29 protein-coding genes and 1 pseudogene are annotated in these 25,278 nt (G+C 69.6%); 13 read left to right on the top strand and 17 right to left on the bottom strand.

Annotated elements, in window-relative coordinates; translation table 11 throughout:
- Positions 1 to 33 precede the first annotated feature (33 nt).
- The 3 genes from Q7J39_RS00810 to Q7J39_RS00800 all read right to left on the bottom strand — a co-directional run bounded on the left by Q7J39_RS00810 (position 34) and on the right by Q7J39_RS00800 (position 2,810).
- Positions 34 to 759: a 2OG-Fe(II) oxygenase family protein gene (locus tag Q7J39_RS00810; protein WP_304819449.1), complete on the bottom strand. Its 726-nt coding sequence runs from the start codon at positions 757 to 759 to the stop codon at positions 34 to 36.
- A gap of 5 nt (positions 760 to 764) precedes the next feature.
- Entirely contained in the window at positions 765 to 1,619 is an 855-nt protein-coding gene (locus Q7J39_RS00805) for an SDR family NAD(P)-dependent oxidoreductase (protein ID WP_304819448.1), read from the bottom strand.
- A 189-nt stretch (positions 1,620 to 1,808) separates the two neighbouring features.
- Complete coding sequence (locus Q7J39_RS00800; protein WP_304819447.1) at positions 1,809 to 2,810, bottom strand: NADPH:quinone oxidoreductase family protein; 1,002 nt, start codon at positions 2,808 to 2,810, stop codon at positions 1,809 to 1,811.
- Positions 2,811 to 2,981: 171 nt separating this feature from the next.
- Between Q7J39_RS00800 and rlmN the strand changes: the two genes are divergently transcribed.
- The 3 genes from rlmN (at position 2,982) to Q7J39_RS00785 (ending at position 5,500) form a co-directional block, all read left to right on the top strand.
- Positions 2,982 to 4,160, top strand: a complete 1,179-nt coding sequence (rlmN, locus tag Q7J39_RS00795) for a 23S rRNA (adenine(2503)-C(2))-methyltransferase RlmN (RefSeq protein ID WP_304819488.1) — start codon at positions 2,982 to 2,984, stop codon at positions 4,158 to 4,160.
- Between the two features lie 69 nt (positions 4,161 to 4,229).
- Positions 4,230 to 4,658 carry a DUF350 domain-containing protein gene (locus Q7J39_RS00790; protein ID WP_304819446.1) on the top strand — a complete coding sequence of 143 codons (429 nt, stop codon included), beginning with the start codon at positions 4,230 to 4,232 and terminating at the stop codon, positions 4,656 to 4,658.
- Positions 4,659 to 4,666: 8 nt separating this feature from the next.
- Positions 4,667 to 5,500, top strand: coding sequence for a serine protease (locus tag Q7J39_RS00785; protein ID WP_304819445.1), 834 nt, complete (start codon positions 4,667 to 4,669; stop codon positions 5,498 to 5,500).
- Here the strand turns inward: Q7J39_RS00785 and Q7J39_RS00780 are convergent.
- Positions 5,497 to 7,221: an MFS transporter gene (locus Q7J39_RS00780; protein WP_304819444.1), complete on the bottom strand. Its 1,725-nt coding sequence runs from the start codon at positions 7,219 to 7,221 to the stop codon at positions 5,497 to 5,499. The two genes, Q7J39_RS00785 and Q7J39_RS00780, sit on opposite strands and share 4 nt — an antisense overlap.
- 40 nt (positions 7,222 to 7,261) lie before the next feature.
- Positions 7,262 to 8,758 carry a response regulator gene (locus tag Q7J39_RS00775; RefSeq protein ID WP_304819443.1) on the bottom strand — a complete coding sequence of 499 codons (1,497 nt, stop codon included), beginning with the start codon at positions 8,756 to 8,758 and terminating at the stop codon, positions 7,262 to 7,264.
- 133 nt (positions 8,759 to 8,891) lie between these two features.
- Between Q7J39_RS00775 and Q7J39_RS20840 the strand changes: the two are divergent.
- The 4 genes and pseudogenes from Q7J39_RS20840 to Q7J39_RS00760 all read left to right on the top strand — a co-directional run.
- Positions 8,892 to 9,155: pseudogene (locus Q7J39_RS20840) on the top strand (response regulator transcription factor); the annotation flags it as partial.
- A gap of 124 nt (positions 9,156 to 9,279) precedes the next feature.
- The gene (locus Q7J39_RS00770) at positions 9,280 to 9,657 is read left to right on the top strand and encodes a hypothetical protein (protein ID WP_304819442.1); all 378 of its coding nucleotides are present in this window, start codon (positions 9,280 to 9,282) and stop codon (positions 9,655 to 9,657) included.
- Positions 9,658 to 9,830: 173 nt separating this feature from the next.
- The gene (locus Q7J39_RS00765) at positions 9,831 to 10,193 is read left to right on the top strand and encodes a hypothetical protein (protein WP_304819441.1); all 363 of its coding nucleotides are present in this window, start codon (positions 9,831 to 9,833) and stop codon (positions 10,191 to 10,193) included.
- A gap of 69 nt (positions 10,194 to 10,262) precedes the next feature.
- Complete coding sequence (locus Q7J39_RS00760) at positions 10,263 to 10,697, top strand: hypothetical protein (protein WP_304819440.1); 435 nt, start codon at positions 10,263 to 10,265, stop codon at positions 10,695 to 10,697.
- Here the strand turns inward: Q7J39_RS00760 and Q7J39_RS00755 are convergent.
- From Q7J39_RS00755 to Q7J39_RS00725, 7 genes are all read right to left on the bottom strand, one after another.
- Complete coding sequence (locus tag Q7J39_RS00755) at positions 10,680 to 12,215, bottom strand: YifB family Mg chelatase-like AAA ATPase (RefSeq protein WP_304819439.1); 1,536 nt, start codon at positions 12,213 to 12,215, stop codon at positions 10,680 to 10,682. The genes Q7J39_RS00760 and Q7J39_RS00755 overlap by 18 nt on opposite strands.
- 135 nt (positions 12,216 to 12,350) lie before the next feature.
- Positions 12,351 to 13,298: a glutathione synthase gene (gene gshB, locus Q7J39_RS00750; RefSeq protein ID WP_304819438.1), complete on the bottom strand. Its 948-nt coding sequence runs from the start codon at positions 13,296 to 13,298 to the stop codon at positions 12,351 to 12,353.
- 65 nt (positions 13,299 to 13,363) lie between these two features.
- Positions 13,364 to 14,179, bottom strand: coding sequence for a transglutaminase family protein (locus Q7J39_RS00745; RefSeq protein ID WP_304819437.1), 816 nt, complete (start codon positions 14,177 to 14,179; stop codon positions 13,364 to 13,366).
- Positions 14,180 to 14,186: 7 nt separating this feature from the next.
- Complete coding sequence (locus Q7J39_RS00740; RefSeq protein WP_304819436.1) at positions 14,187 to 14,561, bottom strand: YraN family protein; 375 nt, start codon at positions 14,559 to 14,561, stop codon at positions 14,187 to 14,189.
- Positions 14,558 to 15,430: a 16S rRNA (cytidine(1402)-2'-O)-methyltransferase gene (rsmI, locus tag Q7J39_RS00735; protein ID WP_304819435.1), complete on the bottom strand. Its 873-nt coding sequence runs from the start codon at positions 15,428 to 15,430 to the stop codon at positions 14,558 to 14,560. Before rsmI ends, Q7J39_RS00740 begins: the two co-directional genes overlap by 4 nt.
- A gap of 43 nt (positions 15,431 to 15,473) precedes the next feature.
- Positions 15,474 to 16,619: a radical SAM family heme chaperone HemW gene (gene hemW / locus Q7J39_RS00730; RefSeq protein WP_304819434.1), complete on the bottom strand. Its 1,146-nt coding sequence runs from the start codon at positions 16,617 to 16,619 to the stop codon at positions 15,474 to 15,476.
- A complete protein-coding gene (locus tag Q7J39_RS00725; protein ID WP_304819433.1) occupies positions 16,616 to 17,215 on the bottom strand; it encodes a non-canonical purine NTP pyrophosphatase in 600 nt (199 codons plus the stop codon). The genes hemW and Q7J39_RS00725 overlap by 4 nt, the downstream gene beginning before the upstream one ends.
- Before the next feature lie 421 nt (positions 17,216 to 17,636).
- Here Q7J39_RS00725 and Q7J39_RS00720 point away from each other — a divergent pair, with 421 nt between their 5' ends.
- Entirely contained in the window at positions 17,637 to 18,167 is a 531-nt protein-coding gene (locus tag Q7J39_RS00720; protein WP_304819432.1) for a DUF2975 domain-containing protein, read from the top strand.
- A gap of 2 nt (positions 18,168 to 18,169) precedes the next feature.
- Positions 18,170 to 18,412, top strand: coding sequence for a helix-turn-helix transcriptional regulator (locus Q7J39_RS00715; RefSeq protein WP_304819431.1), 243 nt, complete (start codon positions 18,170 to 18,172; stop codon positions 18,410 to 18,412).
- 347 nt (positions 18,413 to 18,759) lie between these two features.
- Here Q7J39_RS00715 and rph read toward each other — a convergent pair whose 3' ends face one another.
- Entirely contained in the window at positions 18,760 to 19,476 is a 717-nt protein-coding gene (rph, locus tag Q7J39_RS00710; protein ID WP_304819430.1) for a ribonuclease PH, read from the bottom strand.
- A 93-nt stretch (positions 19,477 to 19,569) separates the two neighbouring features.
- Here rph and hrcA point away from each other — a divergent pair, with 93 nt between their 5' ends.
- Positions 19,570 to 20,646, top strand: a complete 1,077-nt coding sequence (gene hrcA / locus Q7J39_RS00705; protein WP_304819429.1) for a heat-inducible transcriptional repressor HrcA — start codon at positions 19,570 to 19,572, stop codon at positions 20,644 to 20,646.
- Between the two features lie 2 nt (positions 20,647 to 20,648).
- Entirely contained in the window at positions 20,649 to 21,287 is a 639-nt protein-coding gene (gene grpE, locus Q7J39_RS00700) for a nucleotide exchange factor GrpE (RefSeq protein ID WP_304819428.1), read from the top strand.
- Between the two features lie 40 nt (positions 21,288 to 21,327).
- Here the strand turns inward: grpE and tesB are convergent, their stop codons facing one another.
- Positions 21,328 to 22,194 (bottom strand): acyl-CoA thioesterase II, encoded by an 867-nt coding sequence (tesB, locus tag Q7J39_RS00695; protein WP_304819427.1) that lies wholly within the window; start codon positions 22,192 to 22,194, stop codon positions 21,328 to 21,330.
- Positions 22,195 to 22,301: 107 nt separating this feature from the next.
- Here tesB and trmD point away from each other — a divergent pair, with 107 nt between their 5' ends.
- Both trmD and rplS read left to right on the top strand, forming a co-directional pair.
- Positions 22,302 to 23,012 (top strand): tRNA (guanosine(37)-N1)-methyltransferase TrmD, encoded by a 711-nt coding sequence (gene trmD, locus Q7J39_RS00690; protein WP_304819426.1) that lies wholly within the window; start codon positions 22,302 to 22,304, stop codon positions 23,010 to 23,012.
- A 26-nt stretch (positions 23,013 to 23,038) separates the two neighbouring features.
- A complete protein-coding gene (gene rplS / locus Q7J39_RS00685) occupies positions 23,039 to 23,452 on the top strand; it encodes a 50S ribosomal protein L19 (protein ID WP_304819425.1) in 414 nt (137 codons plus the stop codon).
- Positions 23,453 to 23,511: 59 nt separating this feature from the next.
- Here the strand turns inward: rplS and Q7J39_RS00680 are convergent, their stop codons facing one another.
- From Q7J39_RS00680 to Q7J39_RS00670, 3 genes are read right to left on the bottom strand one after another with little or no spacing between them, the layout of a single operon-like run.
- Positions 23,512 to 23,982: a GFA family protein gene (locus Q7J39_RS00680; RefSeq protein WP_304819424.1), complete on the bottom strand. Its 471-nt coding sequence runs from the start codon at positions 23,980 to 23,982 to the stop codon at positions 23,512 to 23,514.
- Complete coding sequence (locus tag Q7J39_RS00675; protein ID WP_304819423.1) at positions 23,979 to 24,374, bottom strand: GFA family protein; 396 nt, start codon at positions 24,372 to 24,374, stop codon at positions 23,979 to 23,981. Before Q7J39_RS00675 ends, Q7J39_RS00680 begins: the two co-directional genes overlap by 4 nt.
- Positions 24,371 to 25,267: a LysR family transcriptional regulator gene (locus Q7J39_RS00670; protein WP_304819422.1), complete on the bottom strand. Its 897-nt coding sequence runs from the start codon at positions 25,265 to 25,267 to the stop codon at positions 24,371 to 24,373. Before Q7J39_RS00670 ends, Q7J39_RS00675 begins: the two co-directional genes overlap by 4 nt.
- Between the last annotated feature and the right edge of the window lie 11 nt (positions 25,268 to 25,278).

Here is a 25,278-nt window from a genome sequence, read left to right as displayed (position 1 = left end):
AGGTTGGGCGACAGGCCGGGCTTGCCCGCGGCGTCAGCGCTCACGGATCCACCCGGTGATGGAGAACCGCTGCGCGCCCGCGAAGCTCGCCACCTGGGTGACGGCGTGCTGCTGCGGCACGCGGAAGATGTTCAGCGCGTTGAAGGTGGGGGTATAGGCCTCGCTGACATGGCCGTCGGCGTCGTGGAAGGCCAGCAGGCCGCCCCAGTCCGGCCGCCAGGCCGGGGTGAAGTTCAGCACATAGGCGTAGAGGCGGTGCTTGCCGGCCACGTCGTCGTCATGGGCGGTGAGGAAGTCGCCCGGGCCATAGCGGGTGGCCTGGGCGTCGGCGTGGGCCGGTCGCGAGTCGCCGGTGAGGGTGCGGACGAAGCCGAGAAACGCCTCGCTGTTGATCAGGTCGTAGACGCCCTCCAGGGGCGCCAGCGCCCCGCCCGTCCTCTGGCCGGCCTCCATCAGGTCCGACAGCCGCCAGGCGTCGAACTGATACTGGAAGCCGGTCCTGCCGCCCTCCAGGATCGCCGCCTCCAGCTCCGCCCGGCGTTCGGGCGGCATGGCGGCCAGGGTGTCCAGGGCGATGTCGTAGCTCTTGCCCGAGGCCGTCAGCGAGCGGTGGTAGGGGGCGGCCACCAGGCCGGCGTGGATCGCCTGGGCGTCCTTGGCCGCGAAGATCCCGGGCAGGTGCAGGCGGCCAAAGCGCTCGAAGGCCGGGCGCAGCTTGGCGGGGTCCAGGCCCCGCGCCAGGTCGAGCGCCCGGATCATCGTCCCTAGGCCGTCGCGCCGGGCAGGGCGTCGCCGAACAGGGCCGCGAAGGGCGAGCCCGCGGTGGCGTCCCAGGCGTGCCGGCCGCCGACCGTGATGCCGCCGTCCACCACGATATGGGTCCCCGACACGAAGGCCGAGTCCTCCGAGGCCAAATAGAGGGCGGCCTTGGCGATGTCGTCGGGCATGCCGGCCTTGGGCACCGGCTGCACCTTGGCGGCGTTGTCGGCCACCCGGGCGGCCATCTGGTCGGCCACCTCGCGGGGCAGGCCGAGCGAGGCGCCGAAGATCGAGGTGGCGATCAGGCCCGGGCAGATGGCGTTGACCCGGATCTTCTGCGGCGAGAGCTGGGCCGCGGCGGCCCGGCTCATATGGATGACGCTGGCCTTGGCGCTGGAATAGGCGATGGGGCCCCAGCCGGCCTGCAGGCCGGCGATGGAGGCGGTGTTGATGATCGAGCCGCCGCCCCGCTCCAGCATCAGGGGCACGGCGTGCTTCATGCCCAGAGCCGGGCCGCGCACCAGGACATCGAAGATCCAGCTCCAGCCGTCGGCGGTGATCTCGGCGATGGAGGTCATCCGGTCGGAGATGCCGGCGTTGTTGAACAGGATGTCGAGGCCGCCGAACTCGGTCTTGGCCCGCTGCATGGCGGCTTCGATCTCGGCTTCCTGGGTGACGTCGCAGTGGGCGTAGACGACCTTGCCGGGGAACCGCTTCTCCAGCATGGCGCCCTTTTCGTCCTGGATGTCGGCGGCGATGACGCAGGCCCCCTCGGCGACGAATAGCTCCACCGTGCCCAGGCCGATGCCCGACGCGGCCCCGGTGATCACCGCGACCTTATCCTGCAGACGTCCCGCCATTTCGCTTCCCCGTTTCTTGTAACTGATCGGCGATCACTAAAGCCGGATGGGCTCGCCAACAAGTGTCATCCCGGAAAGCCACGCCAGCGGCTTGTCCGGGACCCAGATGCGCGGGGCATGCCGGAGAGATCGTTGCTTCTGGCTCCCGCACTTCCGCGCTTCGCGCTCCATGCGGGATGACACCTCAGGTTAGTCGACCGTCACCACGACCTTGCCCATGGCCTTGCGGCTGCCCAGGTGGGCGATGGCGTCGGCGCCCTTGGAGAGCGGGAAGCGCTCGGAGACGTGCGGCTTGACCTTGCCCTGGGCGTAGAGCTCCAGCAGCTCGTCGATGGACTGGGCGAACAGCTCGGGGTTCTTGGTGGTCCAGGTGCCCCAGAACACGCCAACGATGTCGCAGCCCTTCAGCAGGGCGAGGTTCAGCGGGATCTTCGGGATGTCGCCGGCCGCAAAGCCGATCACCAGATAGCGGCCTTCCCAGGCGATGGAGCGCAGGGCCGGCTCGGCATAGCCGCCGCCGACCGCGTCATAGATCACGTTGAAGCCCTCGGCCCCGCCGGCGTCCTTGAAGAGTTGGCCCAGGGCCTTCTGGCCGTCGCGGTCGAAGGGGCCGCGGCCATAGACGATGCCCTCGTCGGCGCCGTGGGCGATGGCCAGGTCGCACTTTTCCTGGCTGGAGCAGGCGGCCACCACGCGGGCCCCCATGGCCTTGCCCAGTTCGACCGCCGAGAGGCCGACGCCGCCGGCCGCGCCCAGGACCAGCATGGTGTCGCCGGCCTTCAGATGACCGCGGTCCTTCAGAGCGTGATAGCTGGTGCCGTAGGTGAGGATGAAGGCCGCCGCCACATCGTGGGGCATGCTGTCGGGGATGTGCCACAGGCGGTTGGCCGGCAGCAGGACCTCTTCCGCCAGGCCGCCCCAGCCGGTGTTGGCCAGGATGCGGTCGCCGACCTTCACATTGGTGACACCCTCGCCGATCGCCTTGACCACGCCCGACAGCTCGCCGCCCGGGGAGAAGGGGCGCGGCGGCTTCATCTGGTACTTGTCCTCGATCATCAGCACGTCGGGGAAGTTGATGCCCACGGCCTTGGTGCTGATCACGGCGAAGCCGGGACGGACCTCGGGAGAGGCCACGTCTTCATAAACCAGGGTCTCAGGACCCCCGGTGGTCTTGCTCAGCAGCGCCTTCATCGTCGTCTCCCGGACATCGTTTTTCGAAAGTTGGCGGACGCTAACCCACGCCTTCCCTGGGCGGAAGTCCGGCGTCGAACATTTGTTTGGATCGGTGCGGCGTCGGGGCGATTTGGCGTGGGACGCCGCAGGCCCTATATTGGCGGGCTTCCAGCCAGCGAGTTCCTCACCTTGGGCGTCACCCTCGATCTTTCGCGCGCCACCAAGCCGGCCGCGCCCGTGAAGCCGAACCTCTGCGGCCTGACCCGCAAGGGGCTGGTGGAGACACTGATCGCCGCCGACGTGGTGCCGGCGCCCAAGGCCCGGATGCGTGCGGGCCAGATGTGGCGCTGGATCCACCACTACGGGGTCACCGACTTCGAGGCGATGACCGACATCGCCAAGGAGACCCGGGCGGTTCTCGCCGAGGCCTTCAGCCTGGCGCGGCCCGAGATCGTCGAGCGCCAGGTGTCCAAGGACGGCACCCGCAAGTGGCTGATCCGCATGGCGCCGGGCATCGAGGTGGAGACGGTCTACATTCCCGATGTCGGGCGGGCCGGCGCTCTGTGCGTTTCAAGCCAGGTGGGCTGCACGCTGAACTGCACCTTCTGCCACACCGGCACCCAGGCCCTGGTCCGCAACCTGACCGCCGCCGAGATCGTCGCCCAGGTGCAGGTGGCCCGGGACGACCTGGAGGAATGGCCCAGCCCCAAGGAGGACCGCCGGCTCTCCAACATCGTCTTCATGGGCATGGGCGAGCCGCTCTACAATCTCGACAACGTCGCCGACGCCATCGACATCATTTCGGACGGCGAGGGCATCGCCATCTCGCGCCGGCGGATCACGGTGTCCACCTCGGGCGTCGTGCCGGAACTGGAAGCCCTGGGAACCCGCACCCAGGCGATGCTGGCGATCTCCCTGCACGCCACCAATGACCCGCTGCGCGACGTGCTGGTGCCGCTCAACAAGAAGTACCCGATCGCCCAGCTGATCGAGGGCATCCGCGCCTATCCGGGCCTGTCCAACGCCCGCCGCGTGACCTTCGAATATGTGATGCTCAAGGGCGTCAACGATAGTCCCGCCGAGGCCCTGGCCCTGGTGAAGCTGCTGAAGGGCCTTCCGGCCAAGATCAACCTGATCCCCTTCAATCCCTGGCCGGGGACCGACTATGTCTGTTCCGACTGGGGCGCGATCGAGAAATTCGCCGCCATCCTCAACCGCGCCGGCTACGCCTCGCCGATCCGCACGCCGCGCGGGCGCGACATCCTGGCGGCCTGCGGCCAGTTGAAGAGCGAGAGCGAGAAGGTTCGCGCCAGCGCCCGGCGCAAGGCCATGACCCCGCCCGAGGTCCTGGACTCGCCCGCCGCCTGAAGGACTTTCGCGTCGGCGAAAGGTCCGTGCTAACGATGGCGACCGACAGTTCCTTGCCCAAGGGTCCCGATGCCGCCCGAACTCCAGTCTCCTGAAATCCAGGCTTTCGCCACCGGCTTCCCGATCACCCTGCTCCATGCGGGGCTCACCGTCCTGATCCTGTTCCTCGGCAGCGCCCTCTATGTCCTGCTGACCCCGCACCGCGAGATCGCCCTGATCCGCGAGGGGAATTCCGCCGCAGCCCTGTCGCTGGCCGGGGTGATGATCGGGCTGGCCATTCCGCTGGCGGTGTCGCTGACGGCGTCGACGTCGTTGATCGAGATCGGCATCTGGGGCGCCTCGACGGTGGTCGTGCAGCTGCTGATCTTCCGCATCGTCGACATGATCCTGCGCGGCCTGCCGCAGCGAATCCAGGAGGGCGAGATTTCCGCAGCCGCCCTGCTGGTGGGCGCCAAGCTGGCCACCGCGCTCATTCTCGCAGCCGCCGTGGCGGGCTGAGCGGACCGATGCATTTCCCCAAGCTGCCGGACTGGCTGGTCTATGCGGCTGTGGTCCTGGCGCTGCTGATCGCGGCCGTGGGCCGGCAGGAGCGCGCCGACGCCCCGCCGCCGCCGCCGCCGGTGCCGGGGGAAGAGGGCGTGCCGCTGGGGCCCGCCTCGCCCTTTGATCCCTCCATTGTCGTCGACGTGCCGGCCAAGGCCGAGCCCGGCCTGGGCACCGCCTTCTCGGTGGCCGAGCGCGGGGTCTGGGTCACCGCCCGTCATGTGGTGGACGGCTGCACCCAGGCCGCCATCGTGGTGGCCGAGGGCCGGGGCGTGGCCGCCAAGGTCAGCATCGACCAGCGCGGCGAGGCCGCCATCCTCACCACCGAGGGCGGGGCGCCGCCCCTACCGCTGGGCCTGGACCAGAAGCTGCGCCGGGGCGACCGCGCCTACCACCCGGGCTTCCCCCAGGGGCAGTCCGGCGAGGCCACCTCGCGGCTGCTGGGCCGTGAGAACCTGGTGGTGCGAGGCCGCGGCGCGCGCACCGAGCCGGTGCTGGTCTGGGCCGAGACCGGCCGCACCGATGGCCTGAAGGGCACGCTGGCGGGCCTGTCGGGCGCGCCGGCCCTGGACAGCGCCGGCCGGGTGATCGGGGTGACCGTGGCCGAGGCGCCGCGCCGGGGCCGCATCTACACCACCGCGCCGGAAACCCTGGGCGCCGCCATGTCCGAGGCCCACGAACGCCCCGCCAGCTTTGCGGTGGGCGAGAGCGTCACCACCGACAACTACGGCCGTGTCGCCGACGCCCTGCGCCGCGACCTGCGGGTCGCCCAGGTGATCTGCCTGTCGACGACCTAGGCGGGGTCGGCCTCAGCCACCGGCTCCGCGCCGCCCGCCGGCATGTCGGCGGTCCGCGCCGCGACGATGAAGACCAGGATGATCCCCAGCACCCCCAGCAGGGCCGAATAGACGAAGAACACCACATAGCCGGAGCCCAGCGCCGCGGGGGTCACGCCGGACTTCTCCATGGCGCTGGAGAAGGTCTCGGGCGGCAGGCCGGTGAACAGGCCCTTCAGACCGGCGAACAGGCCGCCCTGGTCGGCGGCCTTGGCCGAGCCCTCCACCACCTTGCCCGACTGCGACGCCACCAGCTTTCCCAGCAGGGCGTAGAAGGACGAGAACATGGCGTACTGGGTGGCGGTGAAGCCCGCCCCGGTGAGGCTCGACATGTAGGCGATCAGGCAGGTGCCGGCGAAGCCCGAGGCGATGTTGTCCACCCCGATGGCGACGCTGAGCGCCCAGAGATCAGGGCCCTGGAAGGCCAGCCAGGCGAAGACCAGGTTGGAAATGGGCCCGGCGAAGGCGCCGATCACCATGGAGCGCATCAGGCCCAGCCGCGCGACGCAGAAGCCGCCCAGGCCCACCCCGATCACCGACATGACCACGCCCAGCACCTTGCGGACCTCGGCGATCTGCAGCTTGTTGAAGCCGAGGTCGATGTAGAACGGGTTCATGATGTTGAGCACGAAGTCGCTCAGCCGGTAGACGCAGATCAGGGCCAGGATCAGCCCGGCCACGTCGCCATAGCGGCGGAAGAAGTCGATGAAGGGCGCCCCGAGCGCGGTCGACAGGTAGCGGCCGGGCCTTGTCGGCGCGCCGGGGATCGGCAGGGCGGCCACCACGATCAGGGCCACGCCGGTCAGGATGCCGCCGACCTGGGCGAACACCCCGAAGGGCTTGGCTTCCCAGGCGGCCTTGATGGCGTCGCCCACCTGGGGCTGGCCGAGGTGGGCGGTGACCGACTGCAGGACGGTGGCGTTCCCCGCCAGGCCCGAGCCGAAGATCAGGGCCCCCAGCAGGACGATGGCCAGGCGAATGACCCACTCGACCCCATCGCGGTAGGGAACCCCGGCGACGCCCTGGAAGTCGATATCGCGCAGGATGTGCTTGGCCTCGCGCGGCGCCCCCAGCACGCCTGCGACGCCCACCACCATCAGACCGGCCATCAGGGCGTAGGACAGGCTCCAGCCCACCACGTCGGACATGGCCAGCGGTATGACGCCGGCCACGATCATGGCGATGCGGTAGCCCCACTGGTAGGCCGCCGCCATGGCGCCCTGCTTCTCGGTGTCGGCCGCCTCGATGCGCCAGGCGTCGATGACGATGTCCTGGGTGGCCGAGGTGAAGCCCACGAAGACCGCGAAGGCGGCCATCAGGCCGAGGCTGGTCTTGGGGTCGACCCCGGAGATTAGCCATAGCCCCAGCATGATCAGGGCCTGGCAGACCAGCATCCAGGAGCGCCGATGCCCCAGCCATTGGGTGAGGCCCGGAATGGCGGCGCGATCGATCATCGGCGCCCAGAGCAGCTTCAGGGAATAGGCCAGGGTCGCCAGGCTGAAGAAGGCGATCACTTCCAGACTCAGTCCCGCGTCGCGGAGCCAGGCCGAGAGGGTGTCGAAGATGAGCAGGTTGGGCAGGCCCGACGCGAACCCCAGGGCCAGCATGACCAGGGCGCGGCGCTCGCCATAGACCTTGATGGCGCTCCAGGCGCTGCGTTTCGGCGCGGCTTCGATGGTCATGGCGGCCTCCCCCGAGATCGGCGCCGGGGGCGGCCCGGCCTCAGCCGACCTTGGCGCGGTCCGTCGTTTCCGTCCAGCCGCCGCGGGTCAGCCTGGCCAGGATCCCGCGCAGAGCGTCCGGCGCTAAGGGCTTGACCAGGAAATCGTTCATGCCGGCCGCCAGGCAGGCGTGGCGGTCGTCCTCGAAGGCGTTGGCGGTCAACGCGACCACCGGGGTGTCCAGGCCGGCGGCGCGCAGGGCCCGCGTGGCGTCCAGCCCCGACATGCCGGGCATCCGCATGTCCATCAGGATCAGGTCGTAGCGCCCGACCTTCAGGGCCGCCATGGCGTCCTCTCCGCCGCCGGCGTGGTCGACCTTGCAGCCCTCGCGGGCCAGCAGGGTGCGGGCCAGCAGGGCGTTGATGGCGTTGTCCTCCACCAGCAGCACCCGGGCGCCCGGCGCGATGGCCGGCGCGATGCGTTCGTCCTCGGCGCTCTCGGCGCGGTGGGCGCCCTCGCCCAGCACCGCCAGCACCCGCTCGGCCAGGGAGGCGCGGCGCAGGGGCTTGATCAGGTAGCCGGCGAAGCCCTGGGCCCGGTAGGTCTCGATGCGGGCCCGCTCGCCGGGCGGCAGCAGGATGATGGCGGGGCGGGAGTCGGGGGGGCAGGAGGGGGCGAGCGCATGGTCCACCAGCAGGACCTGGGCGCTCTTGTCCTCGCCCGTCACGGCCGTGCCGCCGGCGGCCTCGACCTGGCGTCGCGCGGCCTCGCAGACCACGGGATTGGGAGACAGCACGCCCACGGTGCGGCCCGCCAGAGGCGCCTCGCCCAGGGCGGTGAGGCGCGGGAAAGCCGCTTCAAACCAGAACAGCGCGCCGCCGCCAGGGGCGTCCTCGACGCCCACCTCGCCGTCCATGGCGGTCGCCAGCTTGCGGGCGATGGCCAGGCCCAGGCCCGCGCCGCCCAGCTGGGCGCCGTCATAGGAGGGGTCGGCCTGGGCGAAGGCCTCGAAGATCTTCTCCCGCGCCGCCTGGGTGACGCCGGGACCGGTGTCGGCGACGCTGAAGCGCAGGCGCGAGCCGTCGCGCTCGGCGACGGTCAGCAGGATGCCGCCGGTTTCGGTGAATTTCACGGCGTTGCCGGCGAAGTTGAGCAGGATCTGGCGCAGGCGTCCCTCGTCGGCCAGGGCCTGGCCGATGCCGGTGGGGGCGGCCCAGGCGATCTCCAGCCCCTTTTCCTGGGCGCGCGGCGATAGCAGTTCGCTCACCGACCGCAGCAGGCCCTCGACGTCCATGGTGGCGGGATGCAGCTCGATCTTGTCGGCGCCCAGCTTGGCGAAATCGAGCACGTCGTTGACCAGGCTCAGCAGGTGCTCGCCGGACTCCCGCAGGGCCGACACATAGGCTTTCTGTTCGGCGGTGAGGCCGGTGCCCTCCAGCAGGCGCGCCATCCCCAGCACGCCATTGAGGGGCGTGCGGAATTCGTGGCTGAGCGAGGCGAGCTGCTCGGCGCTAACGCGGGCGTCGGGAAGGTTGGGGGTCGTGTGCTTGCGGGCCATGGAGCAAGCTTAGGCGCCGGCGGCTTAACGGGCGGTCAAGCGGCGGACAACGCCCGTCTTCCGGCGAAGCTGCAACTTTCTGGCGTGGGAGAACGGCGGTCTTTGGGTCCGGCCCTGGCGCCGCAAATGCCTGATGCATAAGCGGAACGTCGCCGGCGAGGAGGTTACGCCTGGACGAAACTCCGCGGGGGCTTTTAACTACCCACCTTATGGGCGAGCACAGGAAATGACCGAAGATCCCGTCGAGCTTCTGACCCCGCGCGAGCGGGAATGTCTGCGGCTGGTGGACCGGCACCTGAGCTCCAAGCAGATCGCCCGCGAGCTGGGCATGTCCAAGACCTCCGTCGACACCTATTGCGACCGCGCGCGCCGCAAGCTGGGGGTCGACGACCGCTACGAAGCCGCGCGGCGCCTTGCCGACCACGACCGCGGTGTCCTGATCGCGTCAGGACACGATCCGATCAGGACAGACAGCCGTCCTCCCGCGGTCCCTCCTTGGGGCGACACGGGAGGACAGGCCGATGGCCGATTGGATGAAAGCATTGCTCGAGGTGGACCCGTCCCAACCGGACTGGGAAGGCCAGGAGCAGAGGGCGGCGGTGAACCGGGTGATGCGGCTGGGCCAGGAGGTGGACGCCTTCCAGGCCCGCTGGCCGGAGATGCGGGCCGAGGGGCTTCAGGCCCCGGGCTTCACCTGGAGCCAGCTGGAGCGCCAGCTGGCCGATCTGGCGGGGTGTCCGGCCAAGGCGGCGATGGCCCGGGACCTGGTCTCGGCCACGGCCAAGATGTCGCACTTCAAGCCGCCGGAAATGGTCCTGCGCGAAATCCTCTGCATGACCTGGGCGCTGTTGGACGAGGGCTTCCAGCCCCCTCAGGAGGGATCGGCCGAAATGCCCTAGGTCCCGCCGCCCGACTGGGGCTGATCGGTCTGATCGCCATCATCACCGCCCTGGCTTTCGGGGGGATGCTGGCCGGCCTGCACGCCCTGCAAGACCTCGCCTAGCTAACCCCCACATCCCCTTCGTTTTTCAGCAGCACCGCGCCGGGTCGCCCGGCGTGCAGGAGATCGCTCATGCTCAAGCAACGCCGCCTGGTCGCAGACCAAGTCGCCGCCAGCCTCTTCGAAGCCGAGGCCGCCATCGACCTGGCCCTGGCCAAGGCCGCCGCCCTGGCCGGCATCATGCCGGGCCTGCGCACCGAGGCCGGCATCTCGGCGCTCATCGGCCAGGGCGCCGTGGAACGGGCCGGCGAGGCCTTCGCCGCGCTCGCCACCGCCCGGCGCGCCATCTGCGAGACCCATATGGAGCTCAGCATCGCCCAGAAGCAGATGGGCCTGGGCGCGGTGATGTACGGCGACTCCCTGCCCAAGCCGCAGATGATCGCCGACGGCGCGCGCGACCTGCGCGCCGTGGCCCGGGCTGCGCGCGCCGCCTAAGCTCGCCGCTACAAACCCAGGCCGGTTTCTGACAAGATCGGGCCCTCAGCCGCTGGGGGCCCGACGCCTTTGGTCTTCGCCACCCTCGCCCAACAGACCTGGATCGTCCTGATGGTCCTGGTCTCCGGCCTTGCTCTGTGGCGGGGCGCGGGGCCGGAGCGGAGCATCGCCATGGCCAACCTCGCGGCCTGGATCCTCACCCCGCTCGCCTACCGAAACGCCCTGATGGATCCCCAGTGGGGGGTCTTTATCGTGGACGCGATGTTCATGCTGCTGCTGGTCTGGTTCGCGGCCACCACCGACCGAACCTGGCTGCTGTTCGCCGCCGCCTTCCAGCTGCTGGCGGTGATCACCCACATCGCCATCGCCGTCGATCCCGGGGTTCGCACCCTGGCCTATTTCCGCGGCCTGGCGATCTGGAGCTATCTGGTGCTGGGCGCCCTCGCGGTCGGCGCCTGGAACATGCACCGCGAGCGACGGGCCGGCCTAGCCCACCGGACTTAGGCCGCCTGCGCCCACCCGCCGATAGATCAGCGCCTCGGCGACGTGGACCCGCCTGATAGCGCCCCCGCCCTCCAGGTCGGCGATGGTGCGGGCCAGGCGCAGGGTGCGCGTCCAGCCCCGGGCGGTCAGGCGATTGGCCTCGGCGGCCTTGGCCAGCAGGGCCTTGGCCGGCGCATCCAGGTCGGCGATGGTTTCCAGCCAGTCGCCTTCCGCCCGCGCGTTGATCGGCTCGGCGCGCTCATGGCCAGAGGCCGCGGCGCGTTCGGCGGCCAGGTCGCGGGCCTGGGCCACCCGGGCGGCGGCCTCCGCCGTGCCCTCCAATGGGGCGGGCAGGGCCAGGTCGGCGGCGCTGACCGCCGGCACGTCGATCTGCAGGTCGATGCGGTCCAGGAAGGGGCCGGAGACCTTCATCTGATAGTCGGTCTGGCAGCGCGGGGCGCGGCCGCAGGCCCCGCGTCCGGGGCCGCCGTGGCCGCACTTGCAGGGGTTCTGGGCGGCCACCAGCTGGAAGCGGGCCGGATAGCGGACGTGGGCGTTGGCGCGGGCCACCACCACCTCGCCGGTCTCCAGGGGTTGGCGCAACGAATCCAGGGCCTGGGCCGAGAACTCCGGCAGCTCGTCCAGGAACAGCACCCCGTTGTGGGCCAGGGACACCTCGCCGGGCTTGATGCGGACCCCGCCGCCGGTCAGGGCCGCCATGGTGGCCGAATGGTGCGGAGTGCGGAACGGCCGAGCCCGCGTCAGCTCGCCCTTGGCGATGAGGCCGGCCACCGAATGGATCATCGAGGTTTCCAGCAGCTCGGCGGGCGACAGCGGCGGCAGCAAGCCCGGCAGGCGGGCGGCCATCATCGACTTGCCCGAGCCCGGCGGTCCGGTGAAGGCCAGGTTGTGGCCGCCGGCGGCGGCGATCTCCAGGGCGCGCTTGGCGTTCTCCTGGCCCTTCACCTCCCGCAGGTCGGGGACCCGCTCGCCGTCGAGGATCGCGCCGGGCTTGGGCGGTGACAGCATCTGGGTCCCGCGGAAGTGGTTCACCAGGGAGATCAGCGAGGGCGCCGCCAGGATCTGGGTGTCGCCAGCCCAGGCCGCCTCCGCCCCACAGGCCTCGGGGCAGATGAGGCCCAGGCCCAGGGCGCCGGCCGCCACGGAAGCCGGCAGGGCGCCGGCCACCTGGACGATGCGGCCGTCGAGGGAAAGCTCCCCCATGGCCGCCCATTCCGTCAGCCGGTCGGGGGGAATAATGCCCATGGCGGCCATGACGGCCAGCGCGATGGGCAGGTCGTAGTGGCTGCCCTCCTTGGGCAGGTCGGCGGGCGCCAGGTTGACGATGATCCGCTTGCCCGGCAGCGACAGGCCGAGACCGGAGAAGGCCGCCCGCACCCGCTCGCGGCTCTCGCCCACCGCCTTGTCGCCGAGACCGACCAGGATGAAGGCGAACTCGCCGCCGGTGAGCTGCACCTCGACATCGACCCGCCGGGCCTCAACCCCTTGAAACGCCAGCGTGACGACCCGCGCAGCCATGGCTCATGTCCCCGGTTTGAGCATGTTTTATCCACAACCCCAGCACGCCGCGCGGGTCGGATCAAGAACAAAAAAGGAACCTATAGAGAAGATGAGGGGTTTCCGTGGCCTAGACCACATTTCTCATCTCACAAGCTAGACCGTGGCGCGAATCGCTTCAACGCGTTCCCAAAGCAGAACTGTCGCATCGACGCCGGTGAACTTTTTCAAGGCGACGGCGCCGGTGGGTGACGTCACATTGATCTCGGTGAGGTAGTCGCCGATCACGTCGATGCCGACGAACATCAGGCCCCGGCGCTTCAATTCGGGCCCGATGATCCCGCACAGTTCCAGGTCCCGCGCCGTCAGCTCGACGGCCTCGGCCCGGCCACCCACCGCCAGGTTGGAGCGGATCTGGCCGGCGCTGGGCACCCGGTTGATGGCGCCGACCGGCTCGCCGTCCACCAGCAGGATGCGCTTGTCGCCCTTCACCACGGCGGGCACGTACTTCTGGGCGATCACCGGCTCGCGGCTGATCATCCGGTGCAGGTCGAGCATGGCGTCGAGATTGGGGTCGTCGGCCAACAGGCGGGCGACACCCGAACCGCCGGCGCCGTTCAGCGGCTTGAGCACGATGTCGCCCTGTCGGGCGCGGAACTCGTAGATGGCCTCGAGGTCGGAGGTGATCAGGGTCGGGGGCTGCACGCCGGGGAAGGTGGTGACGAACAGCTTTTCCGGCGCGTTGCGCACCTCGGTGGGGTTGTTCACCACCAGGGTCCCCGGGTGGATGGCGTCCAGGAAGTGGGTGGAGGTGATGTAGGCCATGTCGAAGGGCGGATCCTGGCGCAGCAGGACGACGTCGAACTCCGACAGGTCGCGGGTCTCCCAGGGCCCGAAGGTCGCGTGGTTTCCCTTCACCGGCTGGACGGTGACCGCACGGCCCTTGGCGGTGAGCTTGCCGTTCTCCAGGGCCATGCGCTCAGGCGTGTAGACCCACAGGCTGTGGCCCCGTTCCTGGGCCGACTGCATCATCAGGAAGGTCGTATCGCCTTCGATATTGATCCCCTCCAGGGGGTCCATCTGGACGGCGACCTTCAGGGACATGGGCAGGCTTCCTTGCAAGCTGAGGCGTTCAGATAGGTCGCGGCGGGCGCGAGCGCCAGCGCTGCTTAGTTGAGTTGCAGCCGGACGCGCTCGCGATGGGCGCGGGCGGCCAGCGTCGCGCCGCCGTCCAGGGTCGAGGCCCGGGCCAGGGCCTGTAGGGCGCCGGCCAGGGCGCCCTGGCCTTCGCGGGCCGCGGCGACGTCCAGCCAGGGGCGGTGGTCGCTGGGGTCCAGCAGGGCCCGGCGCAGGGCGGCGCGCTCGGCGCGGCCAAAGTCCCGGGCCGCCACGGCGCGGGCGAAGATATTGTTCTGCAGCCGCATCAGTACGGCGCGGTCGGGGGCCGGCGCCATCAGCCGGTCCAGGCGGTCGGCGACGTTGGGGGTCAGGCCCGCGTGCAGCGCCCGCCGGGTCAGCTCCGACGGCAGCACCACCCGGCCCTCGGCATAGGGGTCCAGGGCGAGCGGCCCCTCCCGGGTCTCGATGCGCAGCAGGAAGTGGCCGGGGAAATCGACGCCCTGGACCGTCAGGCCGCACTTTCGCGCGACATGCAGGTAGTAGACCCCCAGCGCCACCGGCAGGCCCTTGCGGCGCTCGGCCACCGACAGGATGTCGGCGTTGTCGGGATGTTCGTAGGTGAAGAGGTCGCCGCCGAGCCTCAGGTCGCCGGCCATGGCCTCGGCCAGGGCCTCCTCGGGACTTTCGTTGGCCAGGCGCTGGGTCAGGTGCGCGACGCCCGCCTCTCCCAGGTCTCGGGCCTGCTGGGCGTCGCGGCTGGGATCCTCGTGCAGGGCGCAGGCGATGGCGGCTTCCAGCAGGGGGAAGTCGCCGTCCACGCACTGCCCCGCTTGGGTCAGATAGGTCTCAGCGTCCTCGCGACTCATCTAAGCCTCACGCGCCTCTCCAGGCGTCGGGACTATGTCTTGGAAGTTTGCCGGGCGCGAGGGCGATCAGGTCCAGGCGCACCGCAGCGTTGTGCAGCGCGGGCCGCCGGGCCGCCAGCGTGGCCCCGGCCCGGCGCAGGCGAGCCCGTTGGTCGGCGCTCACCGCTTCCATCGCCGCCAGCATCGTCGCGCGCGACTTGACCTCCACCACCGCCAGCACCCCGCCGCGGTGGGCCAGCAGGTCGATCTCGGCCTGCGGGGTCTTCAGTCGGAAGCCGAGGATGCGGTAGCCCTTCAGCATCAGCCAGATCGCCGCCCAGACCTCGGCCCGCCGGCCAGAGAGCCTCGCGGCCGCCCCGCGTGCCTGGCGGAGGGGGTTCACGGCTTGGTGTCCCTGAGCGCCATGGCCCGCCTGTAGAGGTCGCGCCGCGGCAGACCCAGCGCCTTGGCCACCTCGCTGGCGGCGTCGGCGGTGCCCAGCCGCTCCAGGGCTTGGGTGAGCGCCGTGTCGACATCGGCCTCGGTGGCGGCCTCTTCGCGGCCGGGGGCCACGACGATGACGAACTCGCCCTTGGGCGCTGCGAACCGCTTGTCGGCGGCCAGCTGGTCCAGGGGCGCGCGGGTGACGGTCTCATAGAGCTTGGTCAGTTCGCGGCAGACGGCGGCCTCGCGCGGGCCGAACACGGCGGCCATGTCGGTCAGGCTGGCGGCCACCCGGCTGCCCCCCTCGAAGAACACCAGGGTGGCGCGCAGGCCGGCCAGTTCCTGGAAGAAGGTCTGGCGCGCCGCGCTCTTGGGCGGCGGGAAGCCGGCGAACAGGAAGCGGTCGGTGGGCAGGCCCGCCACCGTCAGCCCGGCCAGCAGGGCCGAAGCGCCGGGGATCGGATAGACCGGCAGGCCGTCGGCCATGGCTTCCCGCGCCAGCCGGTAGCCTGGGTCGGACACCAGGGGCGTGCCGGCGTCCGACACCAGGGCGACCCGGCCGCCCTCGCTCAGGATCTGCAGGGCCTTGGGGCCGGCCCGGTCGGCGGAGTGCTCATCGTAGCGCTCCAGCTTCTTCGACAGGCCGTAGGCGGAGAGCAGCTTGCCGGCCACGCGGGTGTCCTCGGCCAGCACCAGGTCGGCGGCGGCCAGCACGTCTAGGGCGCGCAGGGTGATGTCCCGCAGGTTCCCGATCGGTGTCGCCACTAGGTAGAGGCCCGGCGCCAGGGGCGCTTGCGACAGTTCGGGCGGCGGCGGGCGGGGGGACATGGACGAGGAATCGCCGGTTCGGGCGCCCATGGCAAGCTTGGGCTCAGGCGAGCGCCAGCCGGCTGGTGACCCAGTTCAGCACCAGGCGGCCCGCCGGGGTGGCCCTCAGCCGGTCAGGATCGGGGGCGAGCAGGCCGGCGCCGATCAGGTCCAGCACCTCGGGATGGACTGGCGTGAGGGCTAGCGCCGCGATCTCGGCGAAGGAAACACCCTCCTCGATGCGCAGGCCGGCCAGCAGGCGCTCCTCGGCGGCCTGCTGGCCGGTGAGGGCCTCGCGGGTGGCCCAGCCCAGGCCGGTCCCGGCGACCTTGGCGATGTAGTCGGCGGGTCTGGCGGCGGCGAAGGTGGCGGTGCGGGCCCCCTCCAGCGTCAGGCGGCCGTGGGCGCCGGGGCCTACGCCCACATAGTCCTGACCGCGCCAGTAGACGAGGTTGTGGCGCGAGCGGGCGGCCTGGCCCCTGGCGTGGTTGGAGACCTCGTAGGCGGTAAAGCCGTGATCGGTCAGCACCTGCTGGGTCACGTCGAACAGTTCGGCGGCCAGGTCTTCAGCCACCGGGACCAGGGTTCCGCGCTTCACCGCCCGGTCGAAGGCGGTGCCCGCCTCGATGGTCAGCTGGTAGGGCGACAGGTGCTCGGCGCCGAGCGCGATGGTCTCGGCCAGTTCGGCGCGCCAGGCCTGCGCGGTCTGGTCGGGGCGGGCGTAGATCAGGTCCAGCGACAGGCGCGGGAAGGTCTTCGCCCCCAGGGCGGCGGCGCGGCGGGCCTCGTCGGCGCCATGGTTGCGGCCGAGCAGGGCCAGGCTGGCGTCATCCAGGGCCTGGACGCCGAGGGACAGCCGCTGCACCCCGGCGTCGGCGAAGCCTGAGAACCGGCCGGACTCGGCGTCGGTGGGATTGGCCTCCAGGGTGATCTCCAGGTCCGCCGCCGGCGTCCAGAGCGACTTGCAGAGGGCGATCATCTCGCCGGCCCAGTCGGGGTCCATCAGCGACGGCGTGCCGCCGCCCAGGAAGATGGAGGTCAGCTCGCGGGGCCCGGTCAGCGCCCGGTGGCGGCGCAGGTCGGCGAGGATGGCGTCCTTCAGGGCGCGTTGCTCAACTTCCCGGCCCCGGTCGCGCAGGACGTTGAAGTCGCAATAGGGGCAGATGCGCGCGCAGTAGGGCCAGTGAATATAGACCCCCAGCAAATTCAAAGGACGGCGGCCTTGAGCTTGGCGAAGGCGACCGCCCGGTGGCTCATGGCGTCCTTGGCGGCGGGGTCCATCTCCCCGAAGGTCTGTTGGTGGCCCAGGGGCGTGAAGATGGGGTCGTAGCCGAAGCCGCGTGTTCCGCGCATCGGGAAGGTCAGGGTCCCGTCGAGCCGGCCTTCCACCACCACGGCGGGGCCGCCCGGCCAGGCGACGGCGAGCGCGCAGGTGAACCAGCAGGACAGGTCCTCCGAGCCGGTCTCTTCGATCCGCGCCTCCACCTTGCCCATGGCCATGGCGAAGTCCTTCTCCGGTCCCGCCCAACGGGCCGAGAAGATGCCGGGCGCGCCGCCCAGGGCCGCCACCGACAGGCCGGAGTCGTCGGCCAGCGCCATCAGGCCGCTGGCGTCGGCGGCGGCGCGGGCCTTGAGCAGGGCGTTGCCGACGAAGGTGGTCTCGGTCTCGTCGGGCTCGGGCAGTCCCAGTTCGCCGGCGGTCACCAGGGAAAAGCGGTTCTCCAGAATGGCGGCGATCTCGACGGCCTTGCCGGGATTGTGCGTCGCCACCACCAGCCGCGCGCCGGGTTCGAGCTTCAGCGCCATGGGAAAACCTCCGGTTCGAATGCGAAGGCGGACCATAGTCGCCGCGCGCGCGCCCTTCAATTGCAAGGGATTGCGCGCGGGGAAGCTGAACATTACCAATGTTTCATATCGTTTTTCGATAATTGTCTTGATCGAAAAGCGATGCGCCCATATTGACTATCGACATCGGGCGGCGACGGGCCGCCCACCACACTCAGCGTCGCCAAGCCGGCGCAAACCTGGAGATGAAGTCATGTTTTCGCCTGTTGTGACCTGGATGGACCGCGCCCTGATGCAAGTCGTGATCGTTCTCGCCGCCCTCCCCGTGGTGGCCTTGGTGGCGGGCTCGCTGGTCAGCTAGACTGAGGTGGTCAAGTCAGATGCTTCCCGCCGCCAGCCGCCACGTTGGCGGCGGAGCCACGCCAGCGGGGAGATACAGTTGATGCGCGCCTTGGGGCCCGGCTCGGTTTCGAGCTTCCTGAAGATCATCCTCGACGTGGTCTATGTGGCCCTGTGGATCGGCATCGGCGTCGTCGGCGTCCTGATGCTGGCCGCCCTGCTGCTGAGCTTCAATCCCGACCTGATCGGCAGCCTGGCGCTGAGCGCCGAGGGCGCCAGCGTGGTCAGCCGAGGTCCTGTCCTGGCCGGCGGTCTGTTGGCTGCGGCCCTCTACATGGCCGGCCTGCTGGTGATCGTGGCGCGGCTGCGCCAGATCTTCGCCACCCTGACGGCCGGAGACCCCTTCCACCCCGACAATGTGCTGCGCCTGCGGGTGATCGGCCTGGCGCTCGGCAGTCTGGAGCTGGTGCGCTACGCCGTCCGCTTCGCCGGCGACTGGCTCGACCTGGCCCAGACCAAGAGCAGCCAGGGTTTCAGCCTGACGGCCTGGTTCTCCGTCCTGGTGGTGTTTGTCCTCGCCGAGGTGTTCCGCGAAGGCGCGCGCCTGCGCCGCGAAGCGGAGCTGACGATCTGATCATGCCTATTCGTGTCCTGCTCGACCGCGTGCTGCTGGAACGCCGCATGTCGCTTACCGAACTCGCCGACCGCGTCGGCGTCACCATCGCCAACCTGTCGATCCTCAAGACCGGCAAGGCCCGCGCCGTGCGGTTCTCCACCCTGGCGGCCCTGTGCCGCGAGCTGGACTGCCAGCCCGGCGACCTGTTGCACTACGAGGCCGGGCCCTCCGACGATCTGCCCGACGACGAGGGTGATGGCTGAACACGGCGGCGTGATGACGCAGCGCAACGAAAAACTGTGCGCGCGTGTGCAAAAAAGTCCGACTGAGCGGTGTTTAGATGTTGCGGGGTAAGGAATTCGATCCTATATGCGCTGCAACATTCTGCTGCATCGCACAAAGGAGCTCCCCATGGCTCGCGCCATTGAAAGCCTGATCGACCGCCTGATGGCCCCCTTCGCCGAAGAGCTGGCCCGCCTGCCCGCCTCGGCCTTCCGTCAGCTGCTGAACGGTCTCTAAGAGAGTCAGTACCCCACGGCCCACCCCCCGGGTCCGTGGTTTAGCGTTCGAAACGGGCGGTCCCTCGCGGGGCCGCCCGTTTTGCTGTGCGCTACTTGCCGCTGGCGGCGATCTGCATCTCGCAGAGTTCGCCGATCCCCTTGCGGGCCAGGCTGAACAGGGCCTCGAACTCGCCCTGGCTGAAGCCGCGCTTTTCGCCGGTGGCCTGGATCTCGACGATGTCGCCGGAGCCGGTCAGCACGAAGTTGGCGTCGGCCTCGGCGTTGGAGTCCTCTTCGTACTCCAGGTCCAGCACCGGGACGCCGTTATAGATGCCACACGAGATGGCCGCGACCTGGTCGGTGATCGGGTCGGTGGTCACCAGGCCCTCTTCCATCAGGTAGTTCACCGCCAGCCGCAGGGCGACCCAGGCGCCGGTGATCGAGGCCGTCCGGGTGCCGCCGTCGGCCTGGATGACGTCGCAGTCGATGGAGATCTGCCGTTCGCCCAGCGCCGCCGGATTGATCACCGCCCGCAGCGAGCGGCCGATCAGCCGCTGGATTTCCTGGGTGCGGCCCGACTGCTTGCCCTCTGAGGCCTCGCGGCGGCCCCGGGTGTGGGTGGCGCGCGGCAGCATGCCGTACTCGGCGGTCACCCAGCCCTGGCCGCGGCCGCGCATGAAGCCCGGCACCCGGTCCTCGACGCTGGCGGTGCACAGCACCTTGGTGTGGCCAAAGGTGATCAGGCAGGAGCCCTCCGCATAGCGGTTGACCCCGGTTTCGAAGGTCACGGCGCGAAGCAGTTCGGGCGTACGGTCAGAAGGGCGCATGGAAAGGCTCGGATATGAGCGCGACGTCTTGCGCCGCAGAGGGTCGCGCTTATCCTAGAATACAGAGGTTCCGTCCATGGTTCTGACCCGCTCTTGAACAATCCCCTGCTCACCGGCGGCCCGTCTCTGGCCGCGCTGGACGAACGCGCTCGCGACATCTTCCGCCGCGTGGTGGAAAGCTATCTGGAAACCGGCGATCCCGTCGGGTCGCGCACCCTGTCGAAGGGCGGGGTCCACCTGTCGCCGGCCTCGATCCGCAACACCATGCAGGACCTGACCCAGCTCGGCCTACTGGGGGCGCCCCATGTCAGCGCCGGGCGGCTGCCGACCCATGCCGGCCTGCGGCTGTTCGTCGACGGCCTGATGGAGGTCGGCGATGTGGGCGAGGAGGAGCGGCGGTCCATCGAGCACCGGCTCACCGGCCGCGGCCAGACCTTCGACGACGCCCTCAACGAGGCCAGCGCCATTCTGTCCGGCTTGGCGGGGGGCGCCGGCGTGGTGGTGACCCCGGTGCGCGACGCCGGCGTCAAGCACGTGGAGTTCGTCTCGCTGTCGGCCGACCAGGCGCTGGCGGTCATGGTGTTCGACGACGGGGCGGTGGAGAACCGGTTGATGGCGCTCACCGCCGGGGTGACGCCGAGCGCCCTGCAGGAGGCGTCGAACTTCCTCAACACCCGGCTGCGCGGCAAGACCCTGGCCGAGGCCGGCCGCGAGATGCGCACCGAACTGGACGTGGCCCGCCGGCAGCTCAACGAGACCGCCGCCCGGCTGGTGGAGGATGGCCTGGCCGCCTGGGGCGGGGGCGAGGTGGCCGAACGCGCCCTGATCGTGCGTGGCCGCGGCAATCTCCTCGCCGACCCGGAGACCCTGGACGACCTCGAGCGCGTTAGAATGCTGTTTGATGATCTGGAGCAAAAGGAACAGCTCATTGGTCTGCTAGACGGGGTCAACGAGGCCCAGGGCGTGCGCATCTTCATCGGGGCCGAAACGCGGCTGTTTTCGCTTTCGGGTTCCGCCGTGATCGCCGCGCCCTATATGACGGGCAAACAGAAGGTGTTGGGCGCGATCGGCGTGATCGGTCCCGCCCGGCTAAACTATGCCCGGGTCATCCCGCTGGTGGACTATACCGCCCGCGTGCTGTCCCAGGTCCGAGAACGCGTGAAGGATTGAACATGTCCGACGATCAAACGCCGGCCGACGCCGTCAACGACATCGCCGATGCGGCGATCGACCATATCGAGGCCCTGACCACAGAGAACAAGGCGCTGAAGGAACAGGTGCTGCGCTACGCCGCCGAGGCGGAGAACACCCGCCGGCGCGCCGAGCGCGAGGCCAATGACGCGCGGGCCTACGCCATCCAGAAGTTCGGCAAGGACCTTCTGGCCGCCGCCGACAACCTGTCGCGCGCCCTGGCCGCCGCGCCGGCCGACAGCGCCGACTCGGTGGTGAAGACCTTCGTCGTCGGCGTCGAAATGACCGCCAAGTCGCTGCAGACCGCCTTTGAGACCAATGGCCTGAAGAAGATCGAGCCCGAGAAGGGCGTGAAGTTCGACCCGCACCAGCACCAGGCCATGATGGAGCAGCCCTCCACCGAGGTCGGCGCCGGCGGGGTTATTCAGGTGCTGCAACCGGGTTACGAGTTGCTGGGCCGGTTGATCCGCCCGGCCATGGTGGTGGTGGCCGCCAAGGGCTCGACGGGTCCGAGCGCCGCGGCCGGTGAGCCCGCGGGCGGTCCGGCCAACCCCTACGCCGCCAACGACGTCTCGCACGACACCTCCCACGACGGCGAGGCGGTGGATACGAAGGCCTAGGCAAGAGCGCGTCCTTCTCCCCTTGCGGGAGAAGGTTGGATCAGGCCTTCTCTTCCGGCTTCTTCATCCGAATGAGACCTTCCTGGGTGACCGAGGCGACCAGCTCGCCCTTCTGGTCATAGATCGAGCCGCGCACGAAGCCGCGCCCACCCGAGGCCGAGGGGCTGTCCTGGTGGTACAGGTGCCATTCGTTGAAGTTCGACGGCTTGTGGAACCACATGGCGTGGTCGAGGCTGGCCGACTGCAGGCCAGGCGTCTGCCACTCGACCCGGTGCGGCCGCATCGCCGTCGACAGCATGTTCATGTCCGACGCATAGGCCATGATCACCTGGTGCATGTGCGGATCGGTCCCGATCGGGGCGGTGGCGCGGAACCAGACGCTGTTCTCGGCAGGCTTGGGGCCCTTTGTCCAGGACGACGGGCCGACCGAGCGCATCTCGATGGGCCGCGGGCGCGACATCATCTTGCGCATCGCCTCGGGCGCCTTCTCCATCATCTTGCGCTGCTTGACGGAGTCGTCCTCCAGGTCCTCGGGGCCGGGGACCTCGGGCATCGGGATCTGGTGTTCAAAGCCGTCCTCCACCACCTGGAAGGAGGCGGCGAGGTTGAAGATCTGCTTGCCGTTCTGGATGGCCACCACGCGGCGCGTGGTGAAGGTGCCGCCATCGCGCGACCGGTCCACGTCGAAGACGATGGGCACGCGGGGATCGCCCGGCCGGATGAAGTAGCAATGCAGCGAGTGGCAGACCCGGTCCTCGACCGTCTCGTAGGCTGCCAGCAGGGATTGGGCGATCACCTGGCCACCGAAGATGCGGCCCGGTCCCATGGACGGGCTGACGCCCCGGAACAGGTTCAGCTCCAGGCGTTCCAGCGACAGGGTCTCGGGCAGGCTCTCGGGGGTGTCCATTATGCGTCTCGAAATATGCTGCAAGTGCGAAAGGCGACGGATTAGGCCCATAGCGGCGCTCGGGCAAGGCGGTAGAATTACGCGGCCCGATAGTCCAAAAGCCGCAGATGTCCTTCGACGCCACCGTCCTGACCATGTTTCCCGAGGCCTTTCCGGGCCCGCTCGGCGTTTCGCTGATCGGCACGGCCTGGCGCGAGCAGGGGCTCTGGTCCTTGGAAACAGTGGACATTCGGGGATTTTCCAAGGATAAGCGCGGCTTCCTGGACGACACCCCTGCGGGTGGCGGCCCGGGACAGGTGATGCGAGCGGACGTCATCGCCTCTGCGCTGGACAGCGTGGAGCGGCGAGGACGGCCGCTTTTGTACATGAGCGCCCGGGGTCAGCCCCTGACCCAGGCGAGGGTAAAAAAGTGGGCTGACGGGCCTGGACTGATCGTCCTGGCCGGCCGGTTCGAGGGGGTGGACCAGCGGGTGCTTGACGCGCGCGGGTTCGAGGAGGTCGCCGTCGGCGACGCGGTGCTCGCCGGTGGCGAGGCGGCGGCTCTGGTGACGATCGAGGCGTGCGTGCGGCTGGTCCCTGGTGTGTTGGGGCAGGCCGAGAGCTTGAGTGAAGAAAGCTTCGAGGACGGGCTCCTCGAAGGTCCGCAATATACGCGACCGCGGACGTTCGAAGGCCTGGATATCCCCGAGGTGCTGCTGAGCGGCCATCACGCCCTGGTGCGGAAATGGCGGGCTGAGCAGCGCGAAGAGACGACGCGGAAGCAGCGGCCGGACTTGTGGGCGCGGCGAACCGCCAATCAACAGCCAAAGGGCGATTAAGCCCGAAGACCTAGAGGACGACTTAGATGAACATCATCCAGCAGCTGGAAGACGAAGAGCGCAACCGCCTTCTCGCCACCCGCAAGATTCCCGAATTCCAAGCCGGCGACACCCTTCGCGTCAACGTGAAGATCAAGGAAGGCGAGCGCGAGCGCGTCCAGGCCTATGAAGGTGTCTGCATCGCCCGTCAGGGCGGCGGCATCAACGAGAGCTTCACCGTCCGCAAGATCTCCTTCGGCGAAGGCGTGGAACGCGTGTTCCCGACCCACTCGCCGATGATCGAGTCCATCGAGGTGAAGCGTCGCGGCGTCGTGCGTCGCGCCAAGCTCTATTATCTGCGCGACCGTCGCGGGAAGTCGGCCCGGATCGCCGAACGCTCCTACACCGGCGGCGCGGCCAAGCCGGAAACCGTCACCCCGGCGGAAACCGTCGAAGACTAAGTCTTCGGACTTTACGAGTTTCAAGCGGCGGCCCTGGCGACAGGGCCGCCGTTTTCGTTTCAGCCCTCCACCCACGCCTTCCACGCCTGCATCACCGGGACGAAGTCGGTGGGCTGGGTCTCATACTGCAGGACGTCCCCGTCGAAGGTCACCCAGGGCTGGGCGCTGGAGACCCAGAAGGCCGAGACCGGGTGCAGCCAGCTGGTGTCGTCCAGGGTTCCCGGCCGGATCGTCAGGGAATGCGGCCCGCCGGGCGGCTCGGTGAACACCCGCACGCCACAGTCGGGGCAGAAGCGCTGAGGGATCACCGTCCCGGACGCCGCCTGGCGCGGCCAGTTGGCCGGCTTGCCCTTGGTGATCTCGAAGTCCTTGCGCAGCACCGGCATGGCCATGGAAAAGGCGCTGCCGGTCAGCGACTGGCAGTCGGCGCAGTGGCAGGTATAGACCGCGATCGGCGGCGCGTTCAGCCGGTAGCGGAGGGCCCCGCAGGCGCAGCCGCCCTCGATGGGGAAGGTCGGCAGACGGCTCATGCGGGGGGCCTCTCCAGATATTGCGGCAAGCCGTCGTCCAGTTTCAGCCAAGCCAATTTGGTGCTCGTGAAGATGTGCATCTCGGGGGCCAGAGCGTTCGGGTCGTCGAGGGTCGGCAGGCTGATGGCGATGCGGGCTGGCGAGTCCTTGGGCTGGGCGAAGACCAGGGTCCCGCAGCTGGCGCAGGAGCGGCGCATGACGCGGTCCGACGTCGGGTAGTCCAGGGTCTCGCCGGTCAGGGTGATGTCGCCGGCGGCGAACATGGCGCGGGCGAAGAACGGCGCGCTATTGGCCTTCCGGCAAAGGGTGCAGTGGTAGCACCGAACGTTCAGCGCCCGACCCCGCGCCTCATAGCGGACCTGGCCGCAGAGGCAGCCGCCCGACAGGCTCACCGGCCCGGGCTCAGATACTCGCCGAACCCGGCCACAAGGTGGTCGAACATCAGCCGCATGCGCCGGCTGCCCTTCAGGTTCTCGTGCATGGCGATCCAGCATTCCAGCTGGAAGGAGAAGGCGTTGGAGAGCACCGGGACCAGACCGTCGCGGCGGGCGATCTGATGCTGGACGCCGCCGATCCCCATGCCGGCCCGGATCGCCGAGATCTGGGCGGCGTCGTCGTCGGTGCGGAAATTGAAGATCTCGCGGGTGATGGGGCGGGGAAATTCGATGTTGGTCAGCGCCTCCAGGGGCGGGCGTTCCCGATCAAAGCCGATGATGATGTGGTTCTCCAGGTCCTCGAGGCTCTCTGGCGTCCCACGTCGGTCCAGATAACCCCGAGTGGCGTAGAAGCCGACCCCGAGCATGCCGACCTTGCGGGCCACCAGAGCGCCCTGGGTCGGGCGGGCCATGCGCACGGCGATGTCGGCGTCGCGGCGCGACAGATCCTCGATCTTGTTGGACAGCACCAGTTCGATGGCGATGTCCGGATGCTGCTCCATGAAGCCGGCCAGGATCTGCGGCAGGACCTCGACGCCGACAATCAGGCTGGCGGCGATGCGGACGGAGCCCTTCTCGCTGTCGGCCGACCCCGAGGCGTCGCGCGCGGCGGCGGCGGCGGCGGCGTGCATCTCCTCAAGGTGGGCCTTGAGGCTGACGGCCAGGTCGGTGGGGGTCAGGCCGCGGGGGCTGCGCAGGAACAGCGGCGCGCCCAGCTGCTGCTCCAGGGTCTCGATGTGACGGCCGATGGTGGGCTGGGTCAGGCCACGGGAACGCGACGCCGCCGACAGGCTGCCCGCCTGCAGGACGGCGTGGAGGCTCTGGTACAGGTCCCAGGTCGGATCGCTCATGCGCTTATGAA

It is taken from the genome of Phenylobacterium sp., from assembly GCF_030651185.1.
Lineage (GTDB): Bacteria > Pseudomonadota > Alphaproteobacteria > Caulobacterales > Caulobacteraceae > Phenylobacterium.
This window is presented reverse-complemented; position numbering and strand designations above follow the sequence as displayed.

Coding starts and splice junctions, on each gene's coding strand:
- Q7J39_RS00790 (WP_304819446.1), top strand. CDS start 4,230: ATGCCGCCCGAACTCCAGTCTCCTGAAATCCAGGCTTTCGCCACCGGC.
- Q7J39_RS00810 (WP_304819449.1), bottom strand. CDS start 759: ATGATCCGGGCGCTCGACCTGGCGCGGGGCCTGGACCCCGCCAAGCTG.
- Q7J39_RS00770 (WP_304819442.1), top strand. CDS start 9,280: ATGGCCGATTGGATGAAAGCATTGCTCGAGGTGGACCCGTCCCAACCG.
- Q7J39_RS00800 (WP_304819447.1), bottom strand. CDS start 2,810: ATGAAGGCGCTGCTGAGCAAGACCACCGGGGGTCCTGAGACCCTGGTT.
- rplS (WP_304819425.1), top strand. CDS start 23,039: ATGAACATCATCCAGCAGCTGGAAGACGAAGAGCGCAACCGCCTTCTC.
- trmD (WP_304819426.1), top strand. CDS start 22,302: ATGTCCTTCGACGCCACCGTCCTGACCATGTTTCCCGAGGCCTTTCCG.
- Q7J39_RS00775 (WP_304819443.1), bottom strand. CDS start 8,758: ATGGCCCGCAAGCACACGACCCCCAACCTTCCCGACGCCCGCGTTAGC.
- rph (WP_304819430.1), bottom strand. CDS start 19,476: ATGCGCCCTTCTGACCGTACGCCCGAACTGCTTCGCGCCGTGACCTTC.
- grpE (WP_304819428.1), top strand. CDS start 20,649: ATGTCCGACGATCAAACGCCGGCCGACGCCGTCAACGACATCGCCGAT.
- Q7J39_RS00780 (WP_304819444.1), bottom strand. CDS start 7,221: ATGACCATCGAAGCCGCGCCGAAACGCAGCGCCTGGAGCGCCATCAAG.
- Q7J39_RS00680 (WP_304819424.1), bottom strand. CDS start 23,982: ATGAGCCGTCTGCCGACCTTCCCCATCGAGGGCGGCTGCGCCTGCGGG.
- Q7J39_RS00670 (WP_304819422.1), bottom strand. CDS start 25,267: ATGAGCGATCCGACCTGGGACCTGTACCAGAGCCTCCACGCCGTCCTG.
- Q7J39_RS00765 (WP_304819441.1), top strand. CDS start 9,831: ATGCTCAAGCAACGCCGCCTGGTCGCAGACCAAGTCGCCGCCAGCCTC.
- rsmI (WP_304819435.1), bottom strand. CDS start 15,430: ATGTCCCCCCGCCCGCCGCCGCCCGAACTGTCGCAAGCGCCCCTGGCG.
- Q7J39_RS00715 (WP_304819431.1), top strand. CDS start 18,170: ATGCCTATTCGTGTCCTGCTCGACCGCGTGCTGCTGGAACGCCGCATG.
- tesB (WP_304819427.1), bottom strand. CDS start 22,194: ATGGACACCCCCGAGAGCCTGCCCGAGACCCTGTCGCTGGAACGCCTG.
- Q7J39_RS00805 (WP_304819448.1), bottom strand. CDS start 1,619: ATGGCGGGACGTCTGCAGGATAAGGTCGCGGTGATCACCGGGGCCGCG.
- Q7J39_RS00745 (WP_304819437.1), bottom strand. CDS start 14,179: ATGAGTCGCGAGGACGCTGAGACCTATCTGACCCAAGCGGGGCAGTGC.
- Q7J39_RS00755 (WP_304819439.1), bottom strand. CDS start 12,215: ATGGCTGCGCGGGTCGTCACGCTGGCGTTTCAAGGGGTTGAGGCCCGG.
- gshB (WP_304819438.1), bottom strand. CDS start 13,298: ATGTCCCTGAAGGTCGCCGTCCAGATGGACCCCCTGGAGGGGATCAAT.
- Q7J39_RS00725 (WP_304819433.1), bottom strand. CDS start 17,215: ATGGCGCTGAAGCTCGAACCCGGCGCGCGGCTGGTGGTGGCGACGCAC.
- Q7J39_RS00720 (WP_304819432.1), top strand. CDS start 17,637: ATGCGCGCCTTGGGGCCCGGCTCGGTTTCGAGCTTCCTGAAGATCATC.
- Q7J39_RS00785 (WP_304819445.1), top strand. CDS start 4,667: ATGCATTTCCCCAAGCTGCCGGACTGGCTGGTCTATGCGGCTGTGGTC.